Below are 22,813 nucleotides of genomic sequence, written 5' to 3'. Positions count from 1 at the left end.
GCTGGGGTTTCCGATCCGACTTCCGTCCGGCTGGACCACGGTGGTGCCCTTCTTCTCTACGTTTCTACGCGTTCTCTACGTTTCTACGCGCGTATCGAGCAGTGTCCGCCAGGATAAGCACACCCGGCCGACCCCGTCCCGCCCCGGCGCGACCCGGCTCACCCCCCGAGGGCGACCGCCACGGTGTGGATGATCAGTCCGGCCAGGGCGCCGACCACGGTGCCGTTGATCCGGATGAACTGGAGGTCGCGGCCGACGTTGGCCTCGATCTTGCGGGAGGCGTCGTCCGCGTCCCAGCCTGCCACCGTCTCGGAGATCAGCGAGGTGATCTCCGCCCGGTAGGTGTCGACCAGGTACTGGGCGGCGTCCTGGAGCCAGCGGTCCACCTTGGCCTGGAGTTTCGGGTCGGTCGCCAGGCGTGCGCCGAAATCGCGCACTCCGGTGCGGATGCGCCGGCGCAGTTCGCTGTCCTCGTCCTCGGCGGCAGTCAGCACCAGGGTGCGGACGGCGGCCCAGGTGGAGGCGATCAGGTCCTGCACCTCGGAGCGGGCCAGCAGGTCGGACTTGGCCCGCTCGACCCGGGCGATGGTCTCCGGGTCGGTCTGCAGCTCGGTGGCGAAGTCGGCGAGGAAGCTGTCGACGGCGCCACGGGCCGGGTGCTCGGGGTCGTCGCGGATGTCGGAGACGAAGCGCATCAGCTCCTTGTAGACCCGCTCGCCGACCTGGTTGTCCAGGAACTTCGGCGTCCAGCCGGGGGTCTTCTGGGTGACCTTCCGGACCACTTCCTCGTGGTTCTCGGCCAGCCAGTCGTGCGCCCGGACGGCGACCAGGTCGACCACCCCGTGGTGGCCGCCGTCGGCGACCACCTTGCCGAGCATCCGGCCCATCGGCTCGGCGACCGAGGTGGCGCCGGCCCGCCTGGTCACCGCCTCGCCGACGACCGCCTGCACGTCGTCGTCGCGCAGCACCGCGAGCACCCCGCGCAGCGCGGCCGAGGCCTCCTTGGTGACCCGCTCGGCACTGCCGGGGGCGGACAGCCACTCACCGAGCCGGCGGGCGATGCCGAGCGCGGCGAGCCGGCCGCGCACCACGTGGCCGGAGAGGAAGTTGTCGCCGACGAAGTCGCCGAGCGACCGGCCGAAGGCGTCCTTCTTGGTCGGGATGATCGCGGTGTGCGGGATCGGCAGGCCGAACGGACGGCGGAACAGCGCGGTCACCGCGAACCAGTCGGCCAGGGCGCCGACCATGCCCGCCTCGGCGGCCGCCGCCACGTAGCCGGCCCAGGCGCCGGCGCCGGCCGCCTTCGCCCAGGTGGCAAGGGCGAAGACCAGGGTCGCGAAGGCCAGCAGACCGGTCGCGATGGTCTTCATCCGGCGGACGCCACGTCTCTTCTCCTCGTCGGCCGCGGTGAACCGGACGCCGGGGCCGGTCCCGCTGAAGGGTTCGTCGCTCACCCCGCCAGTCTGCCCGTTGCCCGGCGCGAGCGGAGGGCGCGCCCCGCCAACGCACGCCGGGAGTCCGCCTCCAAGGGCCCCGGCTCATCGCGGGCACGCACGCCCTGACACTCAGGCAACACGCCCCCCGGCACTGCCCTCCGCCTCACCGCGCACCCACACCTGAGCGCCCCGGCCGAACGTACGCGGCCCGGCCGACGATCCTCCTCACCCCGTCCGCCCCGCCGGGCCGCCGTCCCGGCCGGCGGCCCGCGCTGCTGCGCCCACCCGGGAGCCGCCCGGCCCCGCCCGTATCGGGCCGGAGCCCGGCGCACCCCGCCCGGGTCAGCCGATCGCGACCTCCGCGTACATCCGGGCGATCACGTCCTCGATCGCGGGCTCGCGGACCGAGAGGTCGACCAGCGGGTACCGGTCGGCGACGGCCGCGACGATCGGAGCGGCGCTCTGCTGGGCGGGGAAGGCCAGCCACTGCCGCGGTCCCTCGACCTTCACGACCCGTGCGCCGGGCACCTCGATCGGCGGCCGGTCCTCGGCGAGGTCGACCACCAGGATCCGTTCGCTCTCGCCCGCCGCGTGCAGGCCGTCCAGCCCGCCGTCGTAGACGACCCGGCCGTGGTCGATCACCATCACCCGGTCGCAGAGTTGCTCGATGTCGGTGAGGTCGTGCGTGGTGAGCAGCACGGTGGTGCCCTGTTCGCGGTTGGCCTCGCGCAGGAAGTCGCGGACCTTGCCCTTGCTGATCACGTCGAGCCCGATGGTGGGTTCGTCCAGGTAGAGCACCTGCGGGTCGTGCAGCAGCGCCGCCGCCAAGTCCCCGCGCATCCGCTGGCCGAGCGAGAGCTGGCGCACCGGCGTGTCCAACAGCGCGCCGAGGTCCAGCAGTTCGACGTAGCGTCGGAGGTTGGCGCGATATCGGTGGTCGGGGATCCGGTAGAGCCGGCGGGCGAGTTCGTAGGAGTCGCGCAGCGGCAGGTCCCACCAGAGCGTGGTGCGCTGCCCGAAGACGACGCCGATCCGGCGGGCCAGCGCGACGCGCTCCCGGGCCGGGTCGACGCCGGCGACGCGCAGCCGCCCGCCGGAGGGCACCAGGATGCCGGTGAGCATCTTGATGGTGGTGGACTTGCCGGCGCCGTTCGGGCCGATGTAGCCGACGCACTCGCCGGCCTCCACCGTGAAGCTCAGCCCGTCCACCGCGCGCACCTCGCGCTTCTCGCGCTTGAACCGGCCGGCCTTGGCGCGGACGGTGAAGGTGCGGCGGACGTCGTCGAGTTCGATCAGTGCCATGGGAGTTCTGCTTTCACGAGGGGGTGGGGGTCAGCTGCCGGTGCCGCGGTACGCGCGCAGGCCGGCCCGCCAGGCGAGGCCGGCGACGGCGCAGCAGAGCACCGCGGCGACGGGCGAGGCGTACTGGAAGGCCGCCGGCAGGCCGAGCGGATCGGGCCGATTGAGGATGCGCAGGGCGGGCAGCCAGTTGGCGAAGGCCAGCGGGACGCCGAAGACCACGCCGGCCACGAGCTCCTTGGCGAAGATCGTCGGCGGGTACTGCAGCAGGGTGGCGCCGCCGTAGGTGAGGGAGTTCTGCAGCTCACCGGCCTCGCCCCACCAGAACTGCACGGTGGCTCCGCCGATGAAGACCGCCGCGAAGATGGTGGTGCCGCAGACGAGCAGGACGGGCACCAACAGCACCCGGTCCCACGTCCAGTCGACGTCCAGCGCCGCCAGCGACCAGACCAGCACCGCCGTCGCCTGCACGGGCCGCCCGAGCCGGCGGAGGGTGAAGCGTTCGGCGCAGAGCTGGGCCAGCGCGGGGGCGGGGCGGATCAGCATGGTGTCCAGGCTGCCGGCGCGGATCCGTTCGCCGAGCGCGTCGGCCGTGCCGACCAGCAGGTTGGCGGCGCCCAGCGCGAACGCCGACGTTCCGTACAGGAAGCCGAGTTCGGGCAGGGTCCAGCCGCCGAGGGCGTGGGTGTGCTGGAACATCAGCAGGATGACGACGAAGTCCAGGAAGGTGATGACCGTGCTCGCCACGGCCATCAGGGCGAAGGAGAGCCGGTAGGACATGGTGGAGCGGTTCCACATGGCGGCCACCAGCCACCAGGAGCGGACCGCCCAGCGGACCCGCGCAGCGACGGTCTCGGACCGGACGGCGGCCGCCTCGGTGCGGACGGGGAGCGCCCCGGTGCGGACGAGGTCAGCCACCCTGGACCACCACCTTGCGGGTCGCGAGCCGCTGGACGGCGTGCCCGGCTCCGAGCAGCAGGGCCGCCCAGAGCGCCTGGAGGCCGAGGATGCCGAGCAGGCCGGTGCCGGTGTGCCGCTCCAGGAAGACGTCCGTGGGGATCTGGATCATGGCCGCGAAGGGCAGCGCCCCCGCGAGCCCGCCGAGCCAGCCGGGGAAGAGGCCGAGCGGCAGCAGCATGCCGGAGAAGAACATCGTCACCACCACCATGACCGACCGGATCCCCTCCGCGTCCTGGAGCCAGAAGCCGGTCAGCGAGACCAGGAAGCGCAGCCCGAAGCTGACCACCACCGCGAGCAGGACGGACAGCAGGAACACGGCCCAGACCGCCGGGTGGTGCGGCAGCCGGGTGTCGAAGGCGAGGCAGCCGGCGACGGTCGGCAGCACGCCGCGGGCCAGCAGCTGGAAGCCGGCCCGGCCGAGGTCGTTGGCCAGCCACCACCCCTGGAAGTCGACCGGCCGGTGGAGGTCGACCGCGATGTCCCCCTTGCGGAACCGCTCCTGGATGTCGTCCTGGAAGCCGCCGCCGAAGACCGCGACGGTGGCCAGCAGGGACTGGCTGATCCAGATGTAGGTGACGGCCTGGGAGGCGTCGTAGCCGCCGAGCCCGGGCCTGGCCTGCCAGAGGGCGAGGAAGGTGTAGGCCAGGATGAAGCCGAAGACGGTGTTGGTGACACCACCGGCCAGGGTGGCGGCCCGGTAGGTGGAGTAGCGGCGGAAGCCGCCGCGGACGACGGCGAGGTAGAGGCGGACGGTGCCGCCGACGTCCGGAGGGGGCCTGAGCTGCATCTCGGCCGGCACAGCGCTGGGCATATTGTCTCCTTATCGACAAATACGGGCAGGCGGAAGTACCCCGGAACAGCGCACCGGGCACCGGCGCGGAACACCGGCGCACGAACGCCGGCGGCAGGCACCGGCGCATGCCGGACCGGCCCCGACCGGCCCCACCCGGGGGTACCGGGCGAGCGGGCGGAGCTGTCCGAGCCGCGTACGCGAGAACTGGGTGCGCTATATGGTTTGCACCTTTCACCGTACCGCCGACGATCAGTGGACGCACCCGGTTTTTCCACCACCTGATCGCGGATCAAATAGCACATAATCGCGGCATGACCTTGAGGGCAGACCACCGCACCCGACGTCAGGCCAAACGGGCCGCCCGTCGCGAGGCGCGCCGCGCCAAGCCGTTCTGGCGCCGGCTCCTGCCCACCTGGCGGATCACGCTCGGCGCACTCACCGCCGTCCTGCTCCTCGCCGTCGGCTCCTTCGCCGTGCTCTACCTCATCGTCCCCGTCCCCGACCCCAACGCCCATGCCGTCGCCCAGAACAACATCTACCTCTACGCCGACGGCACCACCGAGATCGCCCGCACCGGCGCCGTCAACCGCACCGACGTGACGATCACCCAGATCCCGCCGGACACCCAGCACGCCGTCGTCTCCGCCGAGGACCGCACCTTCTACCGGAACGGCGGCATCGACCTGAAGGGCATGGTCCGCGCCGGCTGGAACACCCTCACCGGCAAAGGCATGCAGGGCGGCTCCACCATCACCCAGCAGTACGTCAAGAACTACTACCTGACCCAGGACCAGACCATCGAGCGCAAGGGCCGCGAACTCTTCATCGCCCTCAAGGTCGACCAGCAGCGCAGCAAGAACGAGATCCTCACCGGCTACCTCAACAGCAGCTACTTCGGCCGCAACGCCTACGGCATCCAGAGCGCCGCCCGCGCCTACTACGGCGTCGACGTCTCCCAGCTCACCCTCCCCCAGGGCGCCTACCTCGCCGCCCTGCTCCAGGCCCCCAGCATCTACGACGTCAGGACCGCCACCCCCGCCAACCGCGAGAAGGCCGTGGCCCGCTGGAACTACGCCCTCGACGGCATGGTCCAACTCGGCTTCCTGACCGCCGTCGAACGCGCCTCCATCACCTTCCCCGAGCCGATCGACCCCCAGCCCGCCACCGGCCTCGGCGGCCAGGCCGGCTACCTGGTCGGCGTCGCCGACGACTACCTCGTCTCCAGCGGCATCATCGACACCGCCACCCTCAAGGCCGGCGGCTGGCGGATCACCACCACGTTCGACAAGGACAAGCAGGACGCCTTCACCCACGCCGTCCAGCAGGAACTCACCGACGAACTCGACCCCGCCAAACGGCCCACCACCGACACCGACGTCCGCGTCGCCGGCGCCTCGGTCGAACCCGCCACCGGGCGCGTCGTCGCCGTCTACGGCGGACCCGACTACGCGAAACAGCCCTACAACGACGCGTTGCGCCAGGACAACCAGATCGGCTCCACCTTCAAGCCCATCGACCTCGCCGCCGGCCTCAACTCCGGTCGCAGCAGCGGCGACGGCCGCCCGATCACCACCGAGACCCGCTACGACGGCACCAGCGAACGCGCCGTCACCGGCGGCCCCACCCCGTACGCCCCGCCCAACGAGGACGACATCGACTACGGCGACATCACCCTGCGCCAAGCCATGGCGAAGTCCGTCAACTCGGTCTACGCGCAGGAAGGCGTCGACGCCGGGCTCGCCCACGTCCGGGAGACCGCCATCCGGCTCGGCATCCCCGACAACGTCCCCGGCATGGACCCGGCCAACACCTCGATGACCCTGGGCACCGCCACCCCCAGCGCCCTCAACCTGGCCGGCGCCTATGCCGCGTTCGCCAATCACGGCCAGGCCTACACCCCGTGGTCCGTGACCAAGCTCGAACGCGTCCACACCGGCGGCGCCATCGACGTCCCCAAGATGCCCGAGCACGTCCCGACCAGCGCGATCGACCGGGGCACCGCCGACGCCGTCACCGACGTCCTGCGCGACGTCGTCAGCCCGCGCGGCACCGGCGCCGCCGCCCTCGACCTCGGCCGCCCCGCCGCCGGCAAGACCGGCACCACCGACTCCAACCTCTCCGCCTGGTTCGCCGGCTTCACCCCCGAACTCACCACCACCGTCGGCCTCTTCCGGGAGAACCCGAAGACCCACGCCAAGGAACCGCTCTCCGGCACCGCCGGCTACACCCGGATCAACGGCGGTGCCTTCCCCACCGAGATCTGGACCGCGTACATGGCCGACGTCCTGGACGGCACCGACGTCCAGCACTTCGACCTCCAGCCCGGCCGCGGCAACGGCCGGCCGAGCACCCCGGCCACCACCGCCCCGGCCTCGCCGTCCCCCAGCGCGAGCGCCACCAGCGCACCGCCCAGCGCCCCCGCCCCCTCAGCGCCCGTACCGGTACCGGTACCGGTACCGGACGGGCCCACCCCGAGCAGCCGGCCGACCGAGACCCGGCCCACCCCCGCCCCCGAGGCACCCCACCCGACGCCCACCCCCGAGCCACCGGTCACCACCCCGACCAGCCGGCCCTCCTCGGCCAGGCCCACCCCGCCGCCGACCCCGACCCCGACCACACACCCGTCGGCCACCGGCCCGAGCACGGGCCCGAATCCGGGCCCGAATCCGGGCCCGAACCCGGCGGCCGCCACCCCACCCGCCCCGTGAGCCGAACCGCCGCCGCCGACCCGGACCGCGCGGGCGAACCGGACCGCCGGCGAGCCCGACCGTGGGTGCCCAGGACCGCCGGTGAGGCGGACAGCTGCCGCCGAGCCGGGCCGCCGGTGAGCCGCTACGCCACCAACTCCCGCTCCAGCGGCGTCCGGAACCGCGGCGTCACCCGCGCCTCCCCCAACCAGCCCGACAACCGCGCCGCCTCCCCCACGACCGCCGCCTCCGCCTCAGCCCCGACATCCGCGAACAGCCGCCACACCACCTCGCCGTCCGCACGCTGCGCCCAACCGCCCACCACCCGGCCGCACCACCAGACCGTCGGCCCCGCATTGCCCGCCCGGTCGAACAGCGCCGGGACGTCCTCCGGCCGCAGATACCACTCACGCCCGCGCCAGCCCATCACCGTCGGGTCCAGCGCCGGCAACAGCGCCGCCCACGGCTCCGGCTCCGCCACCGGCTCCACGTCCCCCGGCAGCACCAGGCCCGCCACGCCCCCCGCCAGCGCCACGTCCACCGCGCCCACGTCCGCCAGCGCCTTACGGGTGTCCGCCAGCGTCCAGCCCGTCCACCACTTCACGTCCTCGACCGTGGCCGGCCCGTACGCCGCCAGCCAGCGCCGCACCACCTCCGCCTTGGCCTCCCGCACCGGCACGTCCGGCCACTGCGGCACCCGCGCCCACGGATAGCTGCTGCTCAGCCAGGACCCGCGCGGCCGGCACCGCCGCAGATGCCCGTCCGAGGCCAGCAGTCGCAGCAACCGGCTCCCCACGCTCTGCTTCGCCTCGTACGGCTTGCCCGCAGACATCAGCATCGTCTCGCGCAAAGCCGGTACGTCCGCGCCGAGTTCACTCGTCGTCGCCTCACCGCGCCGGTCCAGCGCGGCCAGCACCGCCAGCTCCGTCTCCGCGAGGCGCCGCTCGTCCCAGCCCTCGGCGAAGTCGCGCAGGTGCTTCAGCAGCGTCGCCCGCTCCTTGACCGCGATCGCCCGCGCCGTGGACGCACTCACGTACGGCGCGAACTCCTCCGTCACCGCGAAGATCGTCCGCCGCATCGACAGCAGCTTCACCAGCGAGACGTCCTCGTACAGCGCCCGCTCGACCTCGGCCGCCGACGGCTCCGCCAGCCGCGCGCACGCCGACAGGTAGACCGTCGCCGCATCGGTGGCGTGCAGCCCGACCACGGCCTCCGTCACCTGCTCGACCCGCGCCGCCCGCCCCGAGGGCGCCAGAAGATGCCGCCGGCCCACCCGGGCCCGGCGCTGCTCGTCACCGACCGGAGGCACACTGCTGGAACGCACACCGCTGCTCATGCCGGGACCCTACTGCCGGCCACCGACAGACCGGCCCCGACATGACGCGGCGGGCCGCCACGCACCACGGCGTGACGGCCCGCCCCGGGCCGGTCAGGTCCTCACAGGTAGAGCCCGGTCGAGCCCTCCGTGTCGCCGAAGCGCATCGCGGCCACGGCGTGCAGGTCACGCTCGCGCAGCAGCACGTAGGTGGCGCCGCGGACCTCGACCTCCAGCTTGTCCTCCGGGTCGTACAGGACGCGGTCGCCCGGCTCCACCGAGCGGACGCTCTGGCCCACCGCGACGGCCTCCGCCCAGGTGCAGCGCTTGGACAGCTCCGCGGTCGCGGGGATGAGGATGCCGCCGGTCGAGCGGCGCTCGCCCTCGCTGCCCTCGGTCTTCACCAGGACGCGGTCGTGCAGCATCTTGATCGGCAGCTTCTCGCCCAGCCGGTCGTGGCGCGGCGAGTCGTGCTCCGGCGAGGCGGTCTGCGGGGTCGGTTCGTCGTTCGTACTCACGATCCCGAAGGTACCGCCCCCGGGCCCGCGGCGTGACGCTGGCCCGGAGTACGAGACCGCCGGGACGTACGAGACCGCCGGGACGTACGAGAACGCCCGGGACGTACGAGACCGCCGTACGGACAGGCGGAAGGCCGGGCACCACCGGCGCCCGGCCCCGACAACCCCGCCGTTCAGCCCTTGCGACGCTTGCGGGCGGACGCGACCAGCAGCACCAGACCGACGCCGACCAGCGCGGCCGGGACGACCCGCTCCTTGCGCGGCTGCCCCTTCTCGTCCACGAACTGCGCCTTGGCCTTCTCCACCAGCCCGCTCGCCGCCACGTACGCCCGGCCGGCCTTCTCCTCCACGGAGGCCACCGCCTTCGCCTTGACCTGCGCGGAGATGGTGCTCGGGTGGACGCGCATGGCGAGCTCGTCCAGGGTCGCCGCCAGCTGGGTGCGGGTGCGGGAGATGTCCGCCTCGATCTGGGCGGTCGTCCGCGCCGACTTGTCCTTCGTGCTCGCCTCGCCCACTCGGGCCACCCCAATTCACTGATGTTGTCCTGTGCGACTGACCCAGTTTGTCAGTTGCCACGCAGGCCCGCGCGGCCCCACCCACCATCGGAGGTAAGTTTGCCGTGGTACGACCACCCGCCCACGCACCAGGAGAGTCCCCCGTGACTGAGCGTCTCCAGCCCGGCGACACCGCGCCCGCCTTCAGCCTGCCGGACGCCGACGGCAACCAGGTGTCCCTCGCCGACCACCTCGGCCGCAAGGTGATCGTCTACTTCTACCCCGCCGCGCTCACCCCGGGCTGCACCAAGCAGGCCTGCGACTTCACCGACAACCTGGAGGTCTTCGCCGGCGCGGGCTACGACGTCATCGGCATCTCGCCGGACAAGCCGGAGAAGCTCGGCAAGTTCCGCGAGGCCGAGGACCTCAAGGTGACCCTGCTCTCCGACCCGGACCACGCCGTCCTGGAGGCCTACGCCGCGTACGGCGAGAAGCAGAACTACGGCCGCACCTACCAGGGCGTGATCCGCTCCACCGTGATCGTGGACGAGCAGGGCAAGGTCGAGCGCGCCCTCTACAACGTGAAGGCCACCGGCCACGTCGCCAAGCTGCTGCGCGACCTCAAGGTCGAGAGCGCCTGAGCGAACTGCTCCGGCAGGCGCCACCGGGGCGCGGCGGTGCGGCACCGGCCCGCCGCCGCGCCCCGGTCCCGTCCGCGGAGGCTGCCCGCCCCCGGGGCCCGGCAACGGAGCGGTGGCGGCACACCCCCCGACCGGGTGCACCGCCACCGCCGCCTCTCACCTCAGCGGACCGCTGTCATCAGCAGGTCCCGAGGTCGCTCCAGACGCCCCACGAGCCGCTCGCGCCGGGGTCGTCGCCCTTGGTCCACCACTTGTTCCGGTAGTAGTGGCCCTTCCACGACACCTTGGTGGTCGTCGCGTAGGTGGTGCCCGCGTCCCAGCTCGGCGCACCCGCGCAGGTGCCCGAGGTCGGGGTCGCGGTGGGGGTCACCGTCGGCGTCACGGTGGGCGTGACGGTCGGCGTCACCGTCGGCGTCACGGTCGGGGTCGGGGTCGGGGTCGCGGTCGGCGTGACCGTCTGCGACGGGGTCGGCGTCGCGGTGCCGCCGTCGACGGCGCCCCGGCTCAGGTCGCCCTCGAGGCCGTACAGCGTGCCCCCGACGTTGACCGTCCAGTTCGAGGGCGTCGACACCGGCAGGTAGTAGACGAAGTCCATGTCGACCGACGCGCCCGGCGCCAGCGACTGCCAGCCCGGCAGCTTCACCGACACCCGGTTGTAGGTGCCCTTGAGACCGCCCACGTTGCCCGGCCCGGGGTTGTCCTGCTTGATGACGGTCAGCCCGAAGCCCGACTGGTCCTTCGCGTTGCCCGGGGCCGAGTTGCTGTAGTCGAACTGGAACTCGGTACCGCCCGGCAGGGTCACCGTCGAGTTGTTGACGATGTGGATCTTCGGGTTGATCGGGTAGTTCGAGTCACCCAGCGCGAAGTCGGTGAACGACACGTCGATCGGCAGGGTCTGCTGCGGCAGCGCGGTCGTCGAGCGGACCGCACCGTACGGCGAGGCCGCCTTGAACTTGTCGTACATCAGCGAGGTCAGCGTCGAGCCCGGCACGTACTGGCCCTTGCCGCCGTTGGCGGTCGCGTCCCACTTGTAGTCGCCCGCGAGCTCCCAGATCATCGCGCCGCCCGCGCCCTGGTTGACGATGTAGTCCGCCTTGGCGCCCACCGACTGCTCGTCCTCGGTGGAGAGGAAGACCTTCTTGGAGTCGTTCCACAGCCACGGCGCCACCAGCGAGGAGCTGTAGTTGCGGGCGTAGGTGCCCTGCAGGGCGGTGTCGGTCACGCCGTACTCGGAGAGGTAGTCGGGCACGATGCCCTTCTCCAGGTTCTTCGCGTGCCACATCGGGTTCGAGCCGGCCGGGGACTCCTTGCCCGCGTCGTCCTTGTCGTTCCAGATGTTGTCGACACCGACCGCGCCGTCCCCGCACGCCGTCAGCCCCGAACCCACCGGGCAGGTGGTCGCCGACGCGGTGCCCCAGAGGCCGTTGGTCCCGCCGGTCACGTTCTTGAACCCGCGCGTGTAGTACGGCAGGCCGACATTGATCCGGCCGCCCGGCATCGCACCGCGGAAGTAGTGGTACGACCAGTCCGCGTTCAGGTAGCCGATCCCGCCGTACTGGCCGGTGCCGTACACGTTGGCCGCCGCCAGCTCGCCGTCCTTGCCGTCGTCGAACAGCGAGGCGTTCGGGCCGACGTACTTGTTCCAGGCGCCGTGCAGGTCGTACGACATGATGTTGACGTAGTCCAGGTACTGCGCCACCTGGAAGGTCTCCATGCCGCGCAGCAGGTAGCCGGACGACGGGGCCGCGACCGAGAGCAGGTAGTGCTTGCCGTCGGCGGCACCCGCCCGGTCCAGCTTCTCCCTCAGCGTCTTCATCAGCGCCGCGTAGCCCTTGGCGAGCGACGCGCGCTTGGAGTTGGCCAGCTGCCAGTCCAGCGGGTTGCCCGCGTCCTTCATCGAGGTCGGGTACTCGTAGTCGACGTCGACGCCGTTGAAGCCGTACTTCTTGATGAAGTCCACCGAGGAGTCGGCGAAGGTGTCGATGCCCGCCTGGTTGACGGAGCCGTCCGGGTTGACGGTCATCGAGTAGAAGCCGCCGGAGTCGACGCGCTTGCCGTCGTCGCCGAAGTACCCGCCGGTCTCGGTCCAACCACCCACCGAGATCATGGTCTTGACGTTTGGGTACTGCTTCTTGAACTTCGTCAGCAGGTTGAAGTGCCCCTTGTAGGGCAGCGACGGGTCCAGCTCGGCGCCGGGCACGCCCGGGAAGGAGATCCCGGTGGCCTCGTTCTTGTCGTCGTCGGTGCCGACGGAGATCTTGTTGTCGCCGCCGACGTGCCCGAACGCGTAGTTCAGGTGGGTGACCTTGTCCCAGGGGACGTCGCTCACCAGGTAGGGCTGGGTCCCGTCCTTGCCGGTGCGCCAGCCGGTGAAGTAGCCGATGATGCGGCGCTGGTGGTCCGCGCCCATCTTCTCGCGGCCCGCGGTGTCGTAGACGCTGCAGTACGGGACGTCCACCCCGGGAGTCCGGTACATGCCGTCGGGCCGACAGGCCGCGTTGTCGACGGTCGCGGACGCCTGCGAGGGCGCCGCGCCCAGCGTCGCCACCAGCAGGCCGGCAAGGCCGGCAGCCGCCAGCGAGGCCAGACCCGCCCGGGCGGCCGGGCTCTTGGAGTGACGGGCAGCGGTGGGACGCCGCTCCGCCGTGGATCGGATCAACACTCGGTCCTCCGGGAGAGAGTGTCGGCGCGTACCTTGTGGGGGAGCACGCACGTGGGGGAATGCAGATTGGCGCTGAAGCTATGTGGTCTGAACCACATAGGTCAATAGGTCTGTACCAATTGGCAATCAATTCCCCAACAGCGCCGGTCGAACGGCCGATACCCGACGGTCACCCACGGTCGGCCCGCGAGCCGCCCACTTGCCCGCCCCCGGCCGACTCCCGACCCGCCCCGGCCGGTTTCCGGCCGGCACCCGTTCAGCCGTCCGCATGCCGACGACTGTGCCGGGCCACCCGGACCCGCGCCCCGCAGGCCGTCGAACACCACGCCCGGCGCGCATGCTGCTGCAGGAAGAACAGGATGCAACCCGGCGCCGGACACGCCCGCACCGACCGGCGCCGACCCCCCGTCAGAAACCCCACTCCCGCCTGCGCCACCCGCCCCAGCAGCACCACCCCGTACTCCCCCGCCGCCGAACGGCGCACCCCCTCCGCGGCCGCCCCCGGCGACAGCTCCACCCACCCCGGCGCCGCCCGCACCGCCGCGTTCACCACCGCGACGTCACCCGCTTCCTCCCCCTGCTCCTCCTCGCCACCCTCCTCCTCGCCGGCACCGCCCTCATCGGCGCCCGCCTGACGGGCCGCAAGTACCCGAAGTAGTGCTGGTGAGGCCGTAACCGAACGGGACGACGACCACCCGCACACACGGGGGACGGGCGCACACACAGGCCCGAAGGGGGACGACCATGCCGGTCAAGTACACCCGTGAGCTGCTCACGACACTCGCAGCGGAGTCGAACAGCGTCAACGACATCATGCGAAGGCTCGGCGTGCCGATGGCGGGCGGCACACACAGCTACCTGAGCAAGCGGCTTCGGTTCTACGGGATCGACACCTCGCACTTCAACGAAGGCCGGCCGGACTACGGGCGCCGCCGGTACTCCCGGCAGCAGCTGGCCGAGGCAGCGGCCAACAGCGACAGCATCAACTCCGTCATGGCATACCTCGGAGTCACGCCCTACGACAGCCTGTACTCCTACCTCAAGAAGCGGCTGGCCGAATTCGGCATCGACACCTCGCACTTCACCTTCAGGGGCAACGGCCGCAACAGGATCGAGGCCATCCCCAAGGACGCGCTGGCGCAGGCCGTGGCAACGCACCGCAACTTCCGCGGCGTCATTCTCGCCCTCGGGATGACCGACTGTGGCAGCTCCCGAACACTGGTCAGGGAGAGCATCGCCTTCCACCAGCTCGACACCAGTCACTTCACGGGGCAAGCACACAACAAGGTCCGGAAGACCGGGCCGCGGCGCAAGGCCGAGGAGCTGCTCGTGCAGCGCCCGCCGGAAAGCCACCGCGTGCCGGGCGACCGCCTCCGCGCCATGCTCGTACACATCGGGCGCCCCGACATCTGCGAGATGTGCGGCGCCCCTCCGACCTGGCTCGGGCACGCCATGACCTTGGAGGTCGACCACATCAACGGCAACTGGCTCGACAACAGGCGGGAGAACCTTCGCCTCCTCTGCCCCAACTGCCACTCCATCACGCCCACCTGCTGCGGCCGGAACAGGAGCCGGGACGCGCGCGCCGAGGGCATCGCGGCGTAGCGCGACCCTCGGCCGGCAAAGGTGCGGCCTGCGGCACAGTCAGCCGGTAGGCTAGAGCCGATGTGCGCCCGTACTCCAGCTGGCTAGAGAGATGCGGTTTAGGTCCGCAGTGTCGTGGGTTCGAGTCCCACCGGGCGTACCGACTGAAATGGCCCGCCTGCCTTCAAATCGAAGGCAGGCGGGCCATCGTCGTTCCTGCCGCTCGTCAGCCCAGCAGTTCCTTCACCACCGGCACCAGCCCCCGGAAGGCCTTACCGCGGTGGCTGATGGCGTTCTTCTCGTCCGCCGTCATCTCGGCGCACGTACGGCTCTCACCCACGGGCTGGAGGATCGGGTCGTAGCCGAAGCCGCCCTCACCGGCCGGCGCGGTCCGCAGGGTGCCGAGGAGGCGGCCCTCGACCACGCGCTCGGTGCCGTCCGGCAGTGCCAGTGCCGCCGCGCAGTAGAAGTGGGCGCCGCGGTGCTCCGCGTCGATGTCGGAGAGCTGGGCGAGGAGCACGTCCAGGTTGGCGCGGTCGTCGCCGTGCTTGCCGGCCCAGCGGGCGGAGAAGATGCCGGGGGCACCGTTGAGGACGTCCACGCAGAGGCCGGAGTCGTCGGCGACGGCGGGCAGGCCGGTGGCCCGGGCGAGGGCGTGGGCCTTGAGGAGGGCGTTCTCGGCGAAGGTGACGCCGGTCTCGCGGACGTCGGGGATCTCGGGGTAGGCGTCGGCGCCGATCAGTTCGACGTCCAGGCCGGCGTCGCCGAGGATGGCACGCAGTTCGGCGATCTTGTTCTGGTTGCGGGTCGCGAGGATCAGGCGGGTCGACATGAACCCACCCTAACCGGACGTCAGCCGGTGCAGACCTGGGTGAGGTTCCCCGCGGCGTCGCCGAGCGGCTTGAGGTCGGGGACCTGCTTGCCGTTGACCGCCTGCTGGACCTTGTCGACCTGGGTGTTGAGGTCGTTGATGGCCTTGACGACGTCGGTGTTCTTGGAGTTCTTGCCGAGCTGGTCGAGGTCGTTCTTCAGCTTCTGGAGCGCCTGTCCGGCTGCGGCCGCGTCGTTGCTCGCGTTGTTGTAGGCGTTGGTGACGTCGGCGATGTCGCCGGTGATACGGACGGCGGTGTTGCCGCAGTCGAGCGCCTTCTGGGCGGCCGAGCAACTCACCACGCTGAGCGGGAGGATGGCGATCAGGCCGGCCACGGCGAGGGTGGCGGGGCGGGCGATGCTCTGGGGCATCCGGTCCTCCTGGGTGCGCGGGTTCCGTAAGGGGAGGACGCGCGGTGAGGGGTGCGCGGTTCCCGCATTCGGGTGCTGCGGGAACGGTAAGGGCTCCGGGCCCGGCCTGTACAGCGGCGGTGCCCGGAGCCCTCGGTTTTCGGAAGCGCGACCGGACCCGGTCTCAGGCCTCCAGGGCCTTGCGCTGGATCTCGTCGAGTTCGGCGCAGCCGAGGGTGCCGAGGTCGAGGAGGCGGTCGAGGAGGGCGCGGTCGAAGGGGGCGCCTTCCGCGGTGCCCTGGACCTCGACGAAGCGGCCGTCGGAGGTGCAGACGATGTTCATGTCGGTCTCGGCGCGGACGTCTTCCTCGTACCGGAGGTCGAGCATGGGGGTGCCGTCGATGATGCCTACGCTGACGGCGCCGACGCCGCCGGTGATGGGCTGGCCCTTGGCGCGGAGGATCTTCTTGTCCCGGGCCCAGGCGACGGCGTCGACGAGGGCGACGTAGGCGCCGGTGATGGCGGCGGTGCGGGTGCCGCCGTCGGCCTGGAGGACGTCGCAGTCGAGGACGATGGTGTTCTCGGCGAGGGCGCGGTGGTCGATGACGGCGCGCAGGGAGCGGCCGATGAGGCGGCTGATCTCGTGGGTGCGTCCGCCGATGCGGCCCTTGACGGCTTCGCGGTCGCCGCGGGTGTTGGTGGCGCGGGGGAGCATGGAGTACTCGGCGGTGACCCAGCCTTCGCCGCTGCCCTTGCGCCAGCGCGGGACGCCTTCGGTGACGCTGGCGGTGCACAGCACCTTGGTGTCGCCGTAGGAGATGAGGACGGAGCCTTCGGCGTGCTTGCTCCAGCCCCGCTCGATGGTGATGGGGCGGAGCTGTTCGGGGGTGCGGCCGTCGATGCGTGACATAGGAACCGAGCGTAGCCGCTTCTGCCGGGTGGTCCCGGTACGCCCCGACGGGTCCGGATCGGTGCCTGTGGGGCCGGGTGGCGGGGTGCCGCCTGGGCTGCGGGTGTTGCCCGTCCGGTGCGGCCGGGTTGCCCGGAAGTCCTCGGCCCGCCGCCCCTGGGCGGGGCCGGCGGGCCGGAGGGTGGTGAGCCGGGTGGGCTCAGCTCACATCATGTCTTCGATGTCGGCGGCGATCGGGTCGGCGTCGGTGCCGATGACGACCTGGATCGCGGTGCCCATCTTCACGACGCCGTGGGCGCCGGCGGCCTTGAGGGCGGCCTCGTCGACGAGGGAGGCGTCCTTGACCTCGGTGCGCAGGCGGGTGATGCAGCCTTCGACCTCTTCGATGTTGTCGATGCCGCCCAGACCGGCGACGATCTTCTCAGCCTTGCTGGCCATCTGTTGTTCTCCCTCTGTCTCGGCCCGTCGGCTGCTCTGCCGGGTGCCGTCCTGCGCTGTGCTCGGGTCCCCGGCCGAGGCTGGGGTGGGTGGCTGCCGGTGCTGACGCGGTTTCAGCGGCCGTCGCGCTGCACGGCAGCGCGACAAGCATCACCCGACCAGGACCGATCTGCCACGTTAGTCCACTTTTGGCCCATTCCGGCGCGCACGATCTGGATCTTCGTCCGAGGATGACGATCAGCGGGGCTTGCGCCCCGGCGCGCCCGGCCTGCGTCTCCAAGAGTGGTCTACACCAATATATGGGTACTCCGATGAACGCAGGAAGGGCCCCCGGGTGTTCCCGAGCCCCGCCCGACGGCCCAGGGGGCCAGCGGCCGGCAACTGCTCCCGGAGGGCGAAGGATGAGTTCGGCAGGCGCCACGGCCCCGCAGACCGTGTGGTGGCACACCTTCTACGGCGGACTCCAGAAGATGGGCCGCTCGCTCCAGCTGCCGGTCGCGGTGCTGCCGGCGGCCGGCATCCTCAACCGGCTCGGACAGCCCGACGTCTTCGGCAAGGACGGGCTCGGCTGGGACAACGTCGCCAAGGTCTTCGCGGCGGCGGGCGGCGCGCTGCTGGACTCCTCGCTCGGTCTTCCGATGCTTTTCTGCGTCGGCGTCGCGATCGGCATGGCGAAGAAGGCGGACGGCTCGACGGCGCTGGCGGCCGTGGTGGGGTTCCTCGTCTTCTACCAGGTGCTGCACGCCTTCCCCGAGGACTGCAAGGCGCCCACCGTCCTGGTCGGCAACCAGTGCGTGGACTACACCTCGGCGAAGGCCGCCGCCGCGACGTACCAGAACCCGGGCGTCCTGGGCGGCATCCTGATCGGCCTGATGTCGGCCTGGCTGTGGGTGCGCTTCCACCGCACCAAGCTGGTCGACTGGCTCGGCTTCTTCAACGGCCGCCGCCTGGTCCCGATGATCACCGCCCTGGTGGGCATGCTCGCCGCCTGCCTGGCCGTCTGGGCCTGGCCGCCGATCGACCGCGTGATGACCGACTTCAGCCAGAACCTGGTCGATCTGGGCTCAGGCGGCGCGGGGATCTTCGGCGTCGCCAACCGCGTGCTGCTGCTGGTCGGCATGCACCAGCTGTTGAACACCTTCGTCTGGTTCCAGTTCGGCGCGTTCACCAAGCCGGACGGCGTGATCGTGCACGGCGACATCCCGCGCTTCCTGGCCGGCGACCCGACGGCCGGCCAGTTCCAGTCCGGCTTCTTCCCCATCATGATGTTCGCCCTGCCCGCCGCCGCGCTGGCCATCGCGCACTCCGCCAAGGTGCACCGCCGCAAGGAGATCTACGGACTGATGCTCTCGGTCGGCCTGACCTCCCTCATCACGGGTGTGACCGAGCCGATCGAGTACTCCTTCGCCTACGTCGCCCCGGTGCTGTACGCGGTGCACGCCCTGCTGACCGGTGCGTCGATGGCGATCACCTGGGGTCTGGGGGTGCACGACGGGTTCAGCTTCTCGGCCGGCCTGATCGACTACGCGATCAACTGGAGCCTGGCCACCAAGCCCTGGATGATCATCCCCATCGGGCTCTGCTTCGCCGCCGTGTACTACGCGCTGTTCCGGTTCATCATCGTGAAATTCAATATGAAAACACCCGGACGCGAGGACGAGAGTCAGGTCGAGGACGTGACCAGGGCATAAATCCAGCGTCACCACGAGCCCTCCGAAAAGGCCTTCGGACCATCGGCCCGAGGGCCTTCGGCATATCCGGAACAGGCCGATGGTCCCGATACGGAAGTCCCGCCATTGGCGCGCCGGAAATTCGGCGACCCGGCCGGTCCGTGACCCGTCGCCCCGCCCCGGCACTGCGCGGGGGGCGGGGTGGTAGCCGCTCCCCGCCTGCCCGCCGGCGCGGCTCCGGCGGGGGCGCCGGGTGGGGGAAAGATCGCCGCGGCGGCACGGCGGGCCGGCCGGCAAATCCGCCGCAGCCGTTCCGCACGGGCGCGGCCACGGGTTTCTCGCGGCGAATGGGATGGCGCGGCGGAGTGCGGTGACAATCCGGCGGCGATGACCGGACGGCGGCCGGGGAGGTCGGATCCGCCCACCCTCCCCGCCCGACCGCACCGGCGGGCGGCCCGCACCCGGTCCCACCCACTCCCGACCCCGGCCGGGCCGCCCACGGACACCTCCGCCCGCCTCCGTCCGGTCTCCGCCGGACCGGCCGCACCCGCCGGCCGCCCCGCCGACCGGCCCCCGCCGGACGGCCGGCTCTTTTTGTTGCGCAAATAGCCAAAATGCCAATCGCGGCGGGTAATCATGATCGTCGATCCGCAAGTAGGTTTCGATTTCATAGCGCTTCTCACCAGCACCGCTTTCAGGGGTTCCCCCCCTTCTCCACCCGTGCTACAAAACTGGTCTACACCACGTGTGGTGTAGACCAGTTCGCGGTTCGGCCCCCTGTGCACCTACCCCCGACCGACCCGCCCTGCCGTTAGGAACCCACCCCCATGAGTCAGTCTGCGCAGGCGCCGGCGCCCGCCGCGGCTCCGGCCACGCCAAGCCCCACCAAGAAGTTCGGCCAGAACCTGCTGCAGGGCCTGCAGAAGATCGGCCGCAGCCTCCAGCTGCCCATCGCCGTTCTCCCTGCCGCCGGTCTGCTGCTGCGCCTCGGCCAGGACGACGTGTTCGGCAAGGACGGCCTCGGCTGGAACAAGGTCGCCGCGGTGTTCGCCACCGCCGGTGACGCGGTCTTCGCCAACCTGCCGCTGCTGTTCGCGGTGGGCATCGCGATCGGCTTCGCCAAGAAGGCGGACGGCTCCACCGCGCTCGCCGCGCTCGTCGGCTTCCTGGTCTACAAGAACGTGCTGACCGCGTTCCCGGTCACCGAGGCCGTGGTCGCCGACGGCAAGTACACCGCCGCCACGTACCAGAACCCGGGCGTGCTCGGCGGCATCGTGATCGGTCTGCTCTCCGCCGTGCTGTGGCAGAAGTACCACCGCACCCGGCTGGTCGACTGGCTCGGCTTCTTCAACGGCCGCCGTCTCGTCCCGATCATCATGGCCTTCGTCGGCACCGCCGTCGGTGTCCTCTTCGCCCTGACCTGGGGCCCGATCGGCGACGCCATCAAGAGCCTGAACGACACCCTGATCGGCGCCGGCGCGTTCGGTGCGGGCGCCTTCGGTCTGGTCAACCGCGGTCTGCTGCCCGTCGGCATGCACCAGTTCGTGAACTCCTACGCCTGGTTCCAGACCGGTGACTTCACCAAGCCCGACGGCACCGTCGTCCACGGTGACCTGACCCGATTCTTCGCCGGCGACCCGACCGCCGGACAGTTCATGTCGGGCTTCTTCCCGATCATGATGTTCGCCCTGCCCGCCGCGGCGTTCGCCATCGCCCACACCGCCAAGCCGCACCGCCGCAAGGCCGTCACCGGCATGATGCTGTCGCTGGCGCTGACCTCCTTCGTCACCGGTGTCACCGAGCCGATCGAGTTCGCATTCGTCTTCATCGCCCCGGCCCTGTACGTCATCCACGCGGTGCTGACCGCCGTCTCGATGGCCCTCACCTGGGCGCTCGGTGTGCACGACGGCTTCACCTTCTCCGGCGGCCTGATCGACTACGCCCTGGCCTGGAACAAGGCCACCGACCCGTGGATGATCATCCCGATCGGTATCGCGTTCGCCGCGCTCTACTACTTCCTCTTCCGCTTCGCGATCGTCAAGTTCAACCTCAAGACCCCCGGTCGCGAGGACGACGACGAGATCGAGGACGTCACCAAGGCCTGACGCCGAGGTGCGACCCGCAGCACCCCCGGCCCCGCCCCTGCCGCTCGCTCCCCCGAGCGGTAGGGCGGGGCCGTTCGCATGCCCCGCCCCTGCCGCGCCGCCCCTCGCCCCCGCTCCTCCCTCCCCGTCCCACCCCCGGGGCCCGGCAGTGAGACGACGGTTGACGAACCGGCAGGGCCGCTGGTCAACCGAAGCGGTGAACGCCCGGCGCATCCTGGTCACCCGCAGCCACATCGACTTCGGTCGCGTGTGGTCGGCGGCGTGTTGCGCCTGACCTGACCGTTCCCCCGCCGCCGCCCGACTGACGCCCCGCCGCGCCCCGGCCCCGCTTCCCGTCGCACGTGACCGCCCGCCGTCCGGGCCGCCGCCGCGTGCCCGCCCGCACCCGCGCTCACACCGCTCCCGTACGAGGAAAGCCAAGGCCTCGCCATGCCCCGCCAGTTACCGGTGCGCCGGCGGCGCCGATCACGACCGGGGCGTGGACGGCGAGGCCGAGCGGCCCGGCGTCGGCGAACGCCGGCGCGGCGGTCACCGTGGCACCGGCGACCAGCCCGGCGGTGACGACGACGGCCGGTACGACGCCGCGGATTCGGCGCAGGGCACGGTTGAGCTGCTTCTGACGCATGGGTGTTCCCCCCGGAACCTGCCCGGCCGGCGCGGACGCCTCCGGGCAGCACGACGTGGACGTACGGTGACATGGGTGGTTGCCGGCCTGACAGGCCCGGCCGTTACGAGCGGCTTCCCCGCCGCTCACTTGGACAGACGTCCGGGGGGACGGGAGGTTGCAGGTGGTTCCGAAGGTGTTTTCGTGGCCGCGAGAACCGCCGCCGACCTGCTCAGATCTCGTACACCGCGCCGGCCCGGGCGATCTCGACGGGGCCGGTGAAGGCGGCGGCGGCGTCGCGGCGGTTGTGCTCGGCGTCGGTCCACGGCGGGATGTGGGTGAGGACGAGCCGGCGGGCGCGGGCGGCGGTGGCGTGCTCGCCGGCTTCGCGGCCGTTGAGGTGGACGGCCCGGTAGGTGTCGCGGCCGTCGATGTAGGCGGCTTCGCAGAGGAAGAGGTCGGTGTCGCGGGCGAGCTCGACGAGTTCGGCGCTCTCGCCGGTGTCGCCGGAGTAGACGAGGCTGCGGCCTTCGTGTCCGACCCGGAAGGCGAACGCGTCGACGGGGTGGTTGACTTGGGCGACCTCGATCCGGAACGGGCCGAGGTCGAAGGTGCCGGGGGTGAGGGTGCGGAAGTCGAAGACCTCCTTCATCCCGGGGTTCTCCGGCATGTCGTAGGCGCGGGCGAGCCTCTCGGCGGTGCCGGCCGGGCCGTAGACGGGCATCGGGTCGGGACAGCCCTCGGCGCGGTAGTTGCGGGCGACCCAGTAGGCGCAGAGGTCGACGCAGTGGTCGGCGTGCAGGTGGCTGAGCAGGACGGCGTCGACCTCGTACAGGTCGACGTACTTCTGCAGGGCGCCGAGTGCGCCGTTGCCGAGGTCGAGCACGACGCGGTAGCCGTCGGCCTCCACGAGGTAGCTGGAGCACGGCGAGTCGGCGGACGGGAAGCTCCCCGAGCACCCCACCACGGTCAGTTTCATCCGAGCCCCTCCGCCCCGACACGTCCTGGCTGCCGCTGGTCATGACAGTGCGGGGCCGGTGAACCGGCCGGCAGCGCTGCCCTCGCGTGTGTCGAGGGTAAGGGCGGAGGGGCACTTTGCCCCCGTCTCCGTGCCGCGCTGTGGCTGGAATCACCAGAACGCCGGGGCGGCGGTTCGACGGGGGCCGGGGCGGCGGTTCAGCGGTGGCCCGGGCGCCGACGGGCCCAGGCCTTGATCGAGTCGGGGTACCAGCGGGGGTGGCCGCTGCCGTCGATGACGTCCGGGTCGGGGAGCAGGCCGTGCCGGCGGTAGTTGCGGACGGTCTCCGGCCGGACGTTGATGTGGCGGGCGATCTCGGCGTACGACCACAGGTCGGTGCTGCGGCTCACGGGGGCCTCCGGGATGTGTGGGGGCGTGCGTGGTCAGCTTTTCCGGCGCTCGGGGGCGGCTTTACCGCAGATCGGACTCTGTGGTCATTCCGTGACGAACCGGGAGCA

22 protein-coding genes and 1 tRNA gene are annotated in these 22,813 nt (G+C 71.4%); 7 read left to right on the top strand and 16 right to left on the bottom strand.

The window, feature by feature from the left end; translation table 11 throughout:
- Positions 1 to 158 precede the first annotated feature (158 nt).
- From OG286_RS25405 to OG286_RS25390, 4 genes are all read right to left on the bottom strand, one after another.
- Positions 159 to 1,454, bottom strand: a complete 1,296-nt coding sequence (locus tag OG286_RS25405; RefSeq protein ID WP_396322697.1) for a DUF445 domain-containing protein — start codon at positions 1,452 to 1,454, stop codon at positions 159 to 161.
- A gap of 324 nt (positions 1,455 to 1,778) precedes the next feature.
- Entirely contained in the window at positions 1,779 to 2,738 is a 960-nt protein-coding gene (locus OG286_RS25400; RefSeq protein WP_396322698.1) for an ATP-binding cassette domain-containing protein, read from the bottom strand.
- A 30-nt stretch (positions 2,739 to 2,768) separates the two neighbouring features.
- A complete protein-coding gene (locus OG286_RS25395; RefSeq protein ID WP_396322791.1) occupies positions 2,769 to 3,533 on the bottom strand; it encodes an ABC transporter permease in 765 nt (254 codons plus the stop codon).
- Between the two features lie 112 nt (positions 3,534 to 3,645).
- Positions 3,646 to 4,506 carry an ABC transporter permease gene (locus tag OG286_RS25390; protein ID WP_396322699.1) on the bottom strand — a complete coding sequence of 287 codons (861 nt, stop codon included), beginning with the start codon at positions 4,504 to 4,506 and terminating at the stop codon, positions 3,646 to 3,648.
- A gap of 293 nt (positions 4,507 to 4,799) precedes the next feature.
- Between OG286_RS25390 and OG286_RS25385 the strand changes: the two genes are divergently transcribed.
- A complete protein-coding gene (locus OG286_RS25385) occupies positions 4,800 to 7,196 on the top strand; it encodes a transglycosylase domain-containing protein (protein WP_405365793.1) in 2,397 nt (798 codons plus the stop codon).
- Positions 7,197 to 7,320: 124 nt separating this feature from the next.
- Here the strand turns inward: OG286_RS25385 and OG286_RS25380 are convergent, their stop codons facing one another.
- The 3 genes from OG286_RS25380 to OG286_RS25370 all read right to left on the bottom strand — a co-directional run bounded on the left by OG286_RS25380 (position 7,321) and on the right by OG286_RS25370 (position 9,523).
- Positions 7,321 to 8,511, bottom strand: a complete 1,191-nt coding sequence (locus tag OG286_RS25380; protein WP_405365792.1) for a winged helix DNA-binding domain-containing protein — start codon at positions 8,509 to 8,511, stop codon at positions 7,321 to 7,323.
- Positions 8,512 to 8,612: 101 nt separating this feature from the next.
- Entirely contained in the window at positions 8,613 to 8,915 is a 303-nt protein-coding gene (locus OG286_RS25375; RefSeq protein WP_148645002.1) for a co-chaperone GroES, read from the bottom strand.
- A 266-nt stretch (positions 8,916 to 9,181) separates the two neighbouring features.
- Positions 9,182 to 9,523, bottom strand: coding sequence for a DUF3618 domain-containing protein (locus OG286_RS25370; RefSeq protein WP_396322702.1), 342 nt, complete (start codon positions 9,521 to 9,523; stop codon positions 9,182 to 9,184).
- Between the two features lie 143 nt (positions 9,524 to 9,666).
- Between OG286_RS25370 and bcp the strand changes: the two genes are divergently transcribed.
- Positions 9,667 to 10,143: a thioredoxin-dependent thiol peroxidase gene (gene bcp, locus OG286_RS25365; RefSeq protein WP_396322703.1), complete on the top strand. Its 477-nt coding sequence runs from the start codon at positions 9,667 to 9,669 to the stop codon at positions 10,141 to 10,143.
- Positions 10,144 to 10,321: 178 nt separating this feature from the next.
- Here the strand turns inward: bcp and OG286_RS25360 are convergent, their stop codons facing one another.
- Together OG286_RS25360 and OG286_RS25355 are read right to left on the bottom strand one after the other, a co-directional pair.
- Positions 10,322 to 12,802: a chitinase C-terminal domain-containing protein gene (locus tag OG286_RS25360; protein WP_405365791.1), complete on the bottom strand. Its 2,481-nt coding sequence runs from the start codon at positions 12,800 to 12,802 to the stop codon at positions 10,322 to 10,324.
- A gap of 259 nt (positions 12,803 to 13,061) precedes the next feature.
- Positions 13,062 to 13,193 carry a CGNR zinc finger domain-containing protein gene (locus OG286_RS25355; RefSeq protein ID WP_405366081.1) on the bottom strand — a complete coding sequence of 44 codons (132 nt, stop codon included), beginning with the start codon at positions 13,191 to 13,193 and terminating at the stop codon, positions 13,062 to 13,064.
- Between OG286_RS25355 and OG286_RS25350 the strand changes: the two genes are divergently transcribed.
- The 3 genes from OG286_RS25350 to OG286_RS25340 all read left to right on the top strand — a co-directional run bounded on the left by OG286_RS25350 (position 13,165) and on the right by OG286_RS25340 (position 14,549).
- Positions 13,165 to 13,440: a hypothetical protein gene (locus OG286_RS25350; RefSeq protein WP_396322798.1), complete on the top strand. Its 276-nt coding sequence runs from the start codon at positions 13,165 to 13,167 to the stop codon at positions 13,438 to 13,440. The genes OG286_RS25355 and OG286_RS25350 overlap by 29 nt on opposite strands.
- Positions 13,441 to 13,549: 109 nt before the next feature.
- Positions 13,550 to 14,410 (top strand): HNH endonuclease, encoded by an 861-nt coding sequence (locus OG286_RS25345; RefSeq protein WP_396322705.1) that lies wholly within the window; start codon positions 13,550 to 13,552, stop codon positions 14,408 to 14,410.
- Between the two features lie 64 nt (positions 14,411 to 14,474).
- Positions 14,475 to 14,549, top strand: a tRNA-Leu gene (locus OG286_RS25340).
- A gap of 66 nt (positions 14,550 to 14,615) precedes the next feature.
- On the opposite strand, the gene rdgB is transcribed toward OG286_RS25340, so the two are convergent.
- From rdgB to OG286_RS25320, 4 genes are all read right to left on the bottom strand, one after another.
- The gene (gene rdgB, locus OG286_RS25335; protein WP_396322706.1) at positions 14,616 to 15,221 is read right to left on the bottom strand and encodes an RdgB/HAM1 family non-canonical purine NTP pyrophosphatase; all 606 of its coding nucleotides are present in this window, start codon (positions 15,219 to 15,221) and stop codon (positions 14,616 to 14,618) included.
- A 20-nt stretch (positions 15,222 to 15,241) separates the two neighbouring features.
- Positions 15,242 to 15,631 (bottom strand): hypothetical protein, encoded by a 390-nt coding sequence (locus OG286_RS25330; protein ID WP_396322707.1) that lies wholly within the window; start codon positions 15,629 to 15,631, stop codon positions 15,242 to 15,244.
- A gap of 163 nt (positions 15,632 to 15,794) precedes the next feature.
- Positions 15,795 to 16,520: a ribonuclease PH gene (rph, locus tag OG286_RS25325; protein ID WP_396322708.1), complete on the bottom strand. Its 726-nt coding sequence runs from the start codon at positions 16,518 to 16,520 to the stop codon at positions 15,795 to 15,797.
- Between the two features lie 204 nt (positions 16,521 to 16,724).
- Entirely contained in the window at positions 16,725 to 17,105 is a 381-nt protein-coding gene (locus tag OG286_RS25320; protein ID WP_396322709.1) for a glucose PTS transporter subunit EIIB, read from the bottom strand.
- A 254-nt stretch (positions 17,106 to 17,359) separates the two neighbouring features.
- Here OG286_RS25320 and OG286_RS25315 point away from each other — a divergent pair, with 254 nt between their 5' ends.
- Positions 17,360 to 18,649 (top strand): PTS transporter subunit EIIC, encoded by a 1,290-nt coding sequence (locus tag OG286_RS25315; RefSeq protein ID WP_396322710.1) that lies wholly within the window; start codon positions 17,360 to 17,362, stop codon positions 18,647 to 18,649.
- A gap of 806 nt (positions 18,650 to 19,455) precedes the next feature.
- Positions 19,456 to 20,733 (top strand): PTS transporter subunit EIIC, encoded by a 1,278-nt coding sequence (locus OG286_RS25310; protein ID WP_396322711.1) that lies wholly within the window; start codon positions 19,456 to 19,458, stop codon positions 20,731 to 20,733.
- A gap of 391 nt (positions 20,734 to 21,124) precedes the next feature.
- On the opposite strand, the gene OG286_RS25305 is transcribed toward OG286_RS25310, so the two are convergent.
- The 3 genes from OG286_RS25305 to OG286_RS25295 form a co-directional block, all read right to left on the bottom strand.
- A complete protein-coding gene (locus OG286_RS25305) occupies positions 21,125 to 21,358 on the bottom strand; it encodes a hypothetical protein (protein WP_396322712.1) in 234 nt (77 codons plus the stop codon).
- A 211-nt stretch (positions 21,359 to 21,569) separates the two neighbouring features.
- Positions 21,570 to 22,316, bottom strand: coding sequence for an MBL fold metallo-hydrolase (locus tag OG286_RS25300; protein WP_396322713.1), 747 nt, complete (start codon positions 22,314 to 22,316; stop codon positions 21,570 to 21,572).
- A gap of 197 nt (positions 22,317 to 22,513) precedes the next feature.
- On the bottom strand, positions 22,514 to 22,705 hold the full coding sequence (locus OG286_RS25295) for a MerR family transcriptional regulator (protein WP_396322714.1): 192 nt from the start codon (positions 22,703 to 22,705) through the stop codon (positions 22,514 to 22,516).
- Positions 22,706 to 22,813: the final 108 nt, after the last annotated feature.

This window comes from Kitasatospora sp. NBC_00039, assembly GCF_045160625.1.
Lineage (GTDB): Bacteria > Actinomycetota > Actinomycetes > Streptomycetales > Streptomycetaceae > Kitasatospora.
This window is presented reverse-complemented; position numbering and strand designations above follow the sequence as displayed.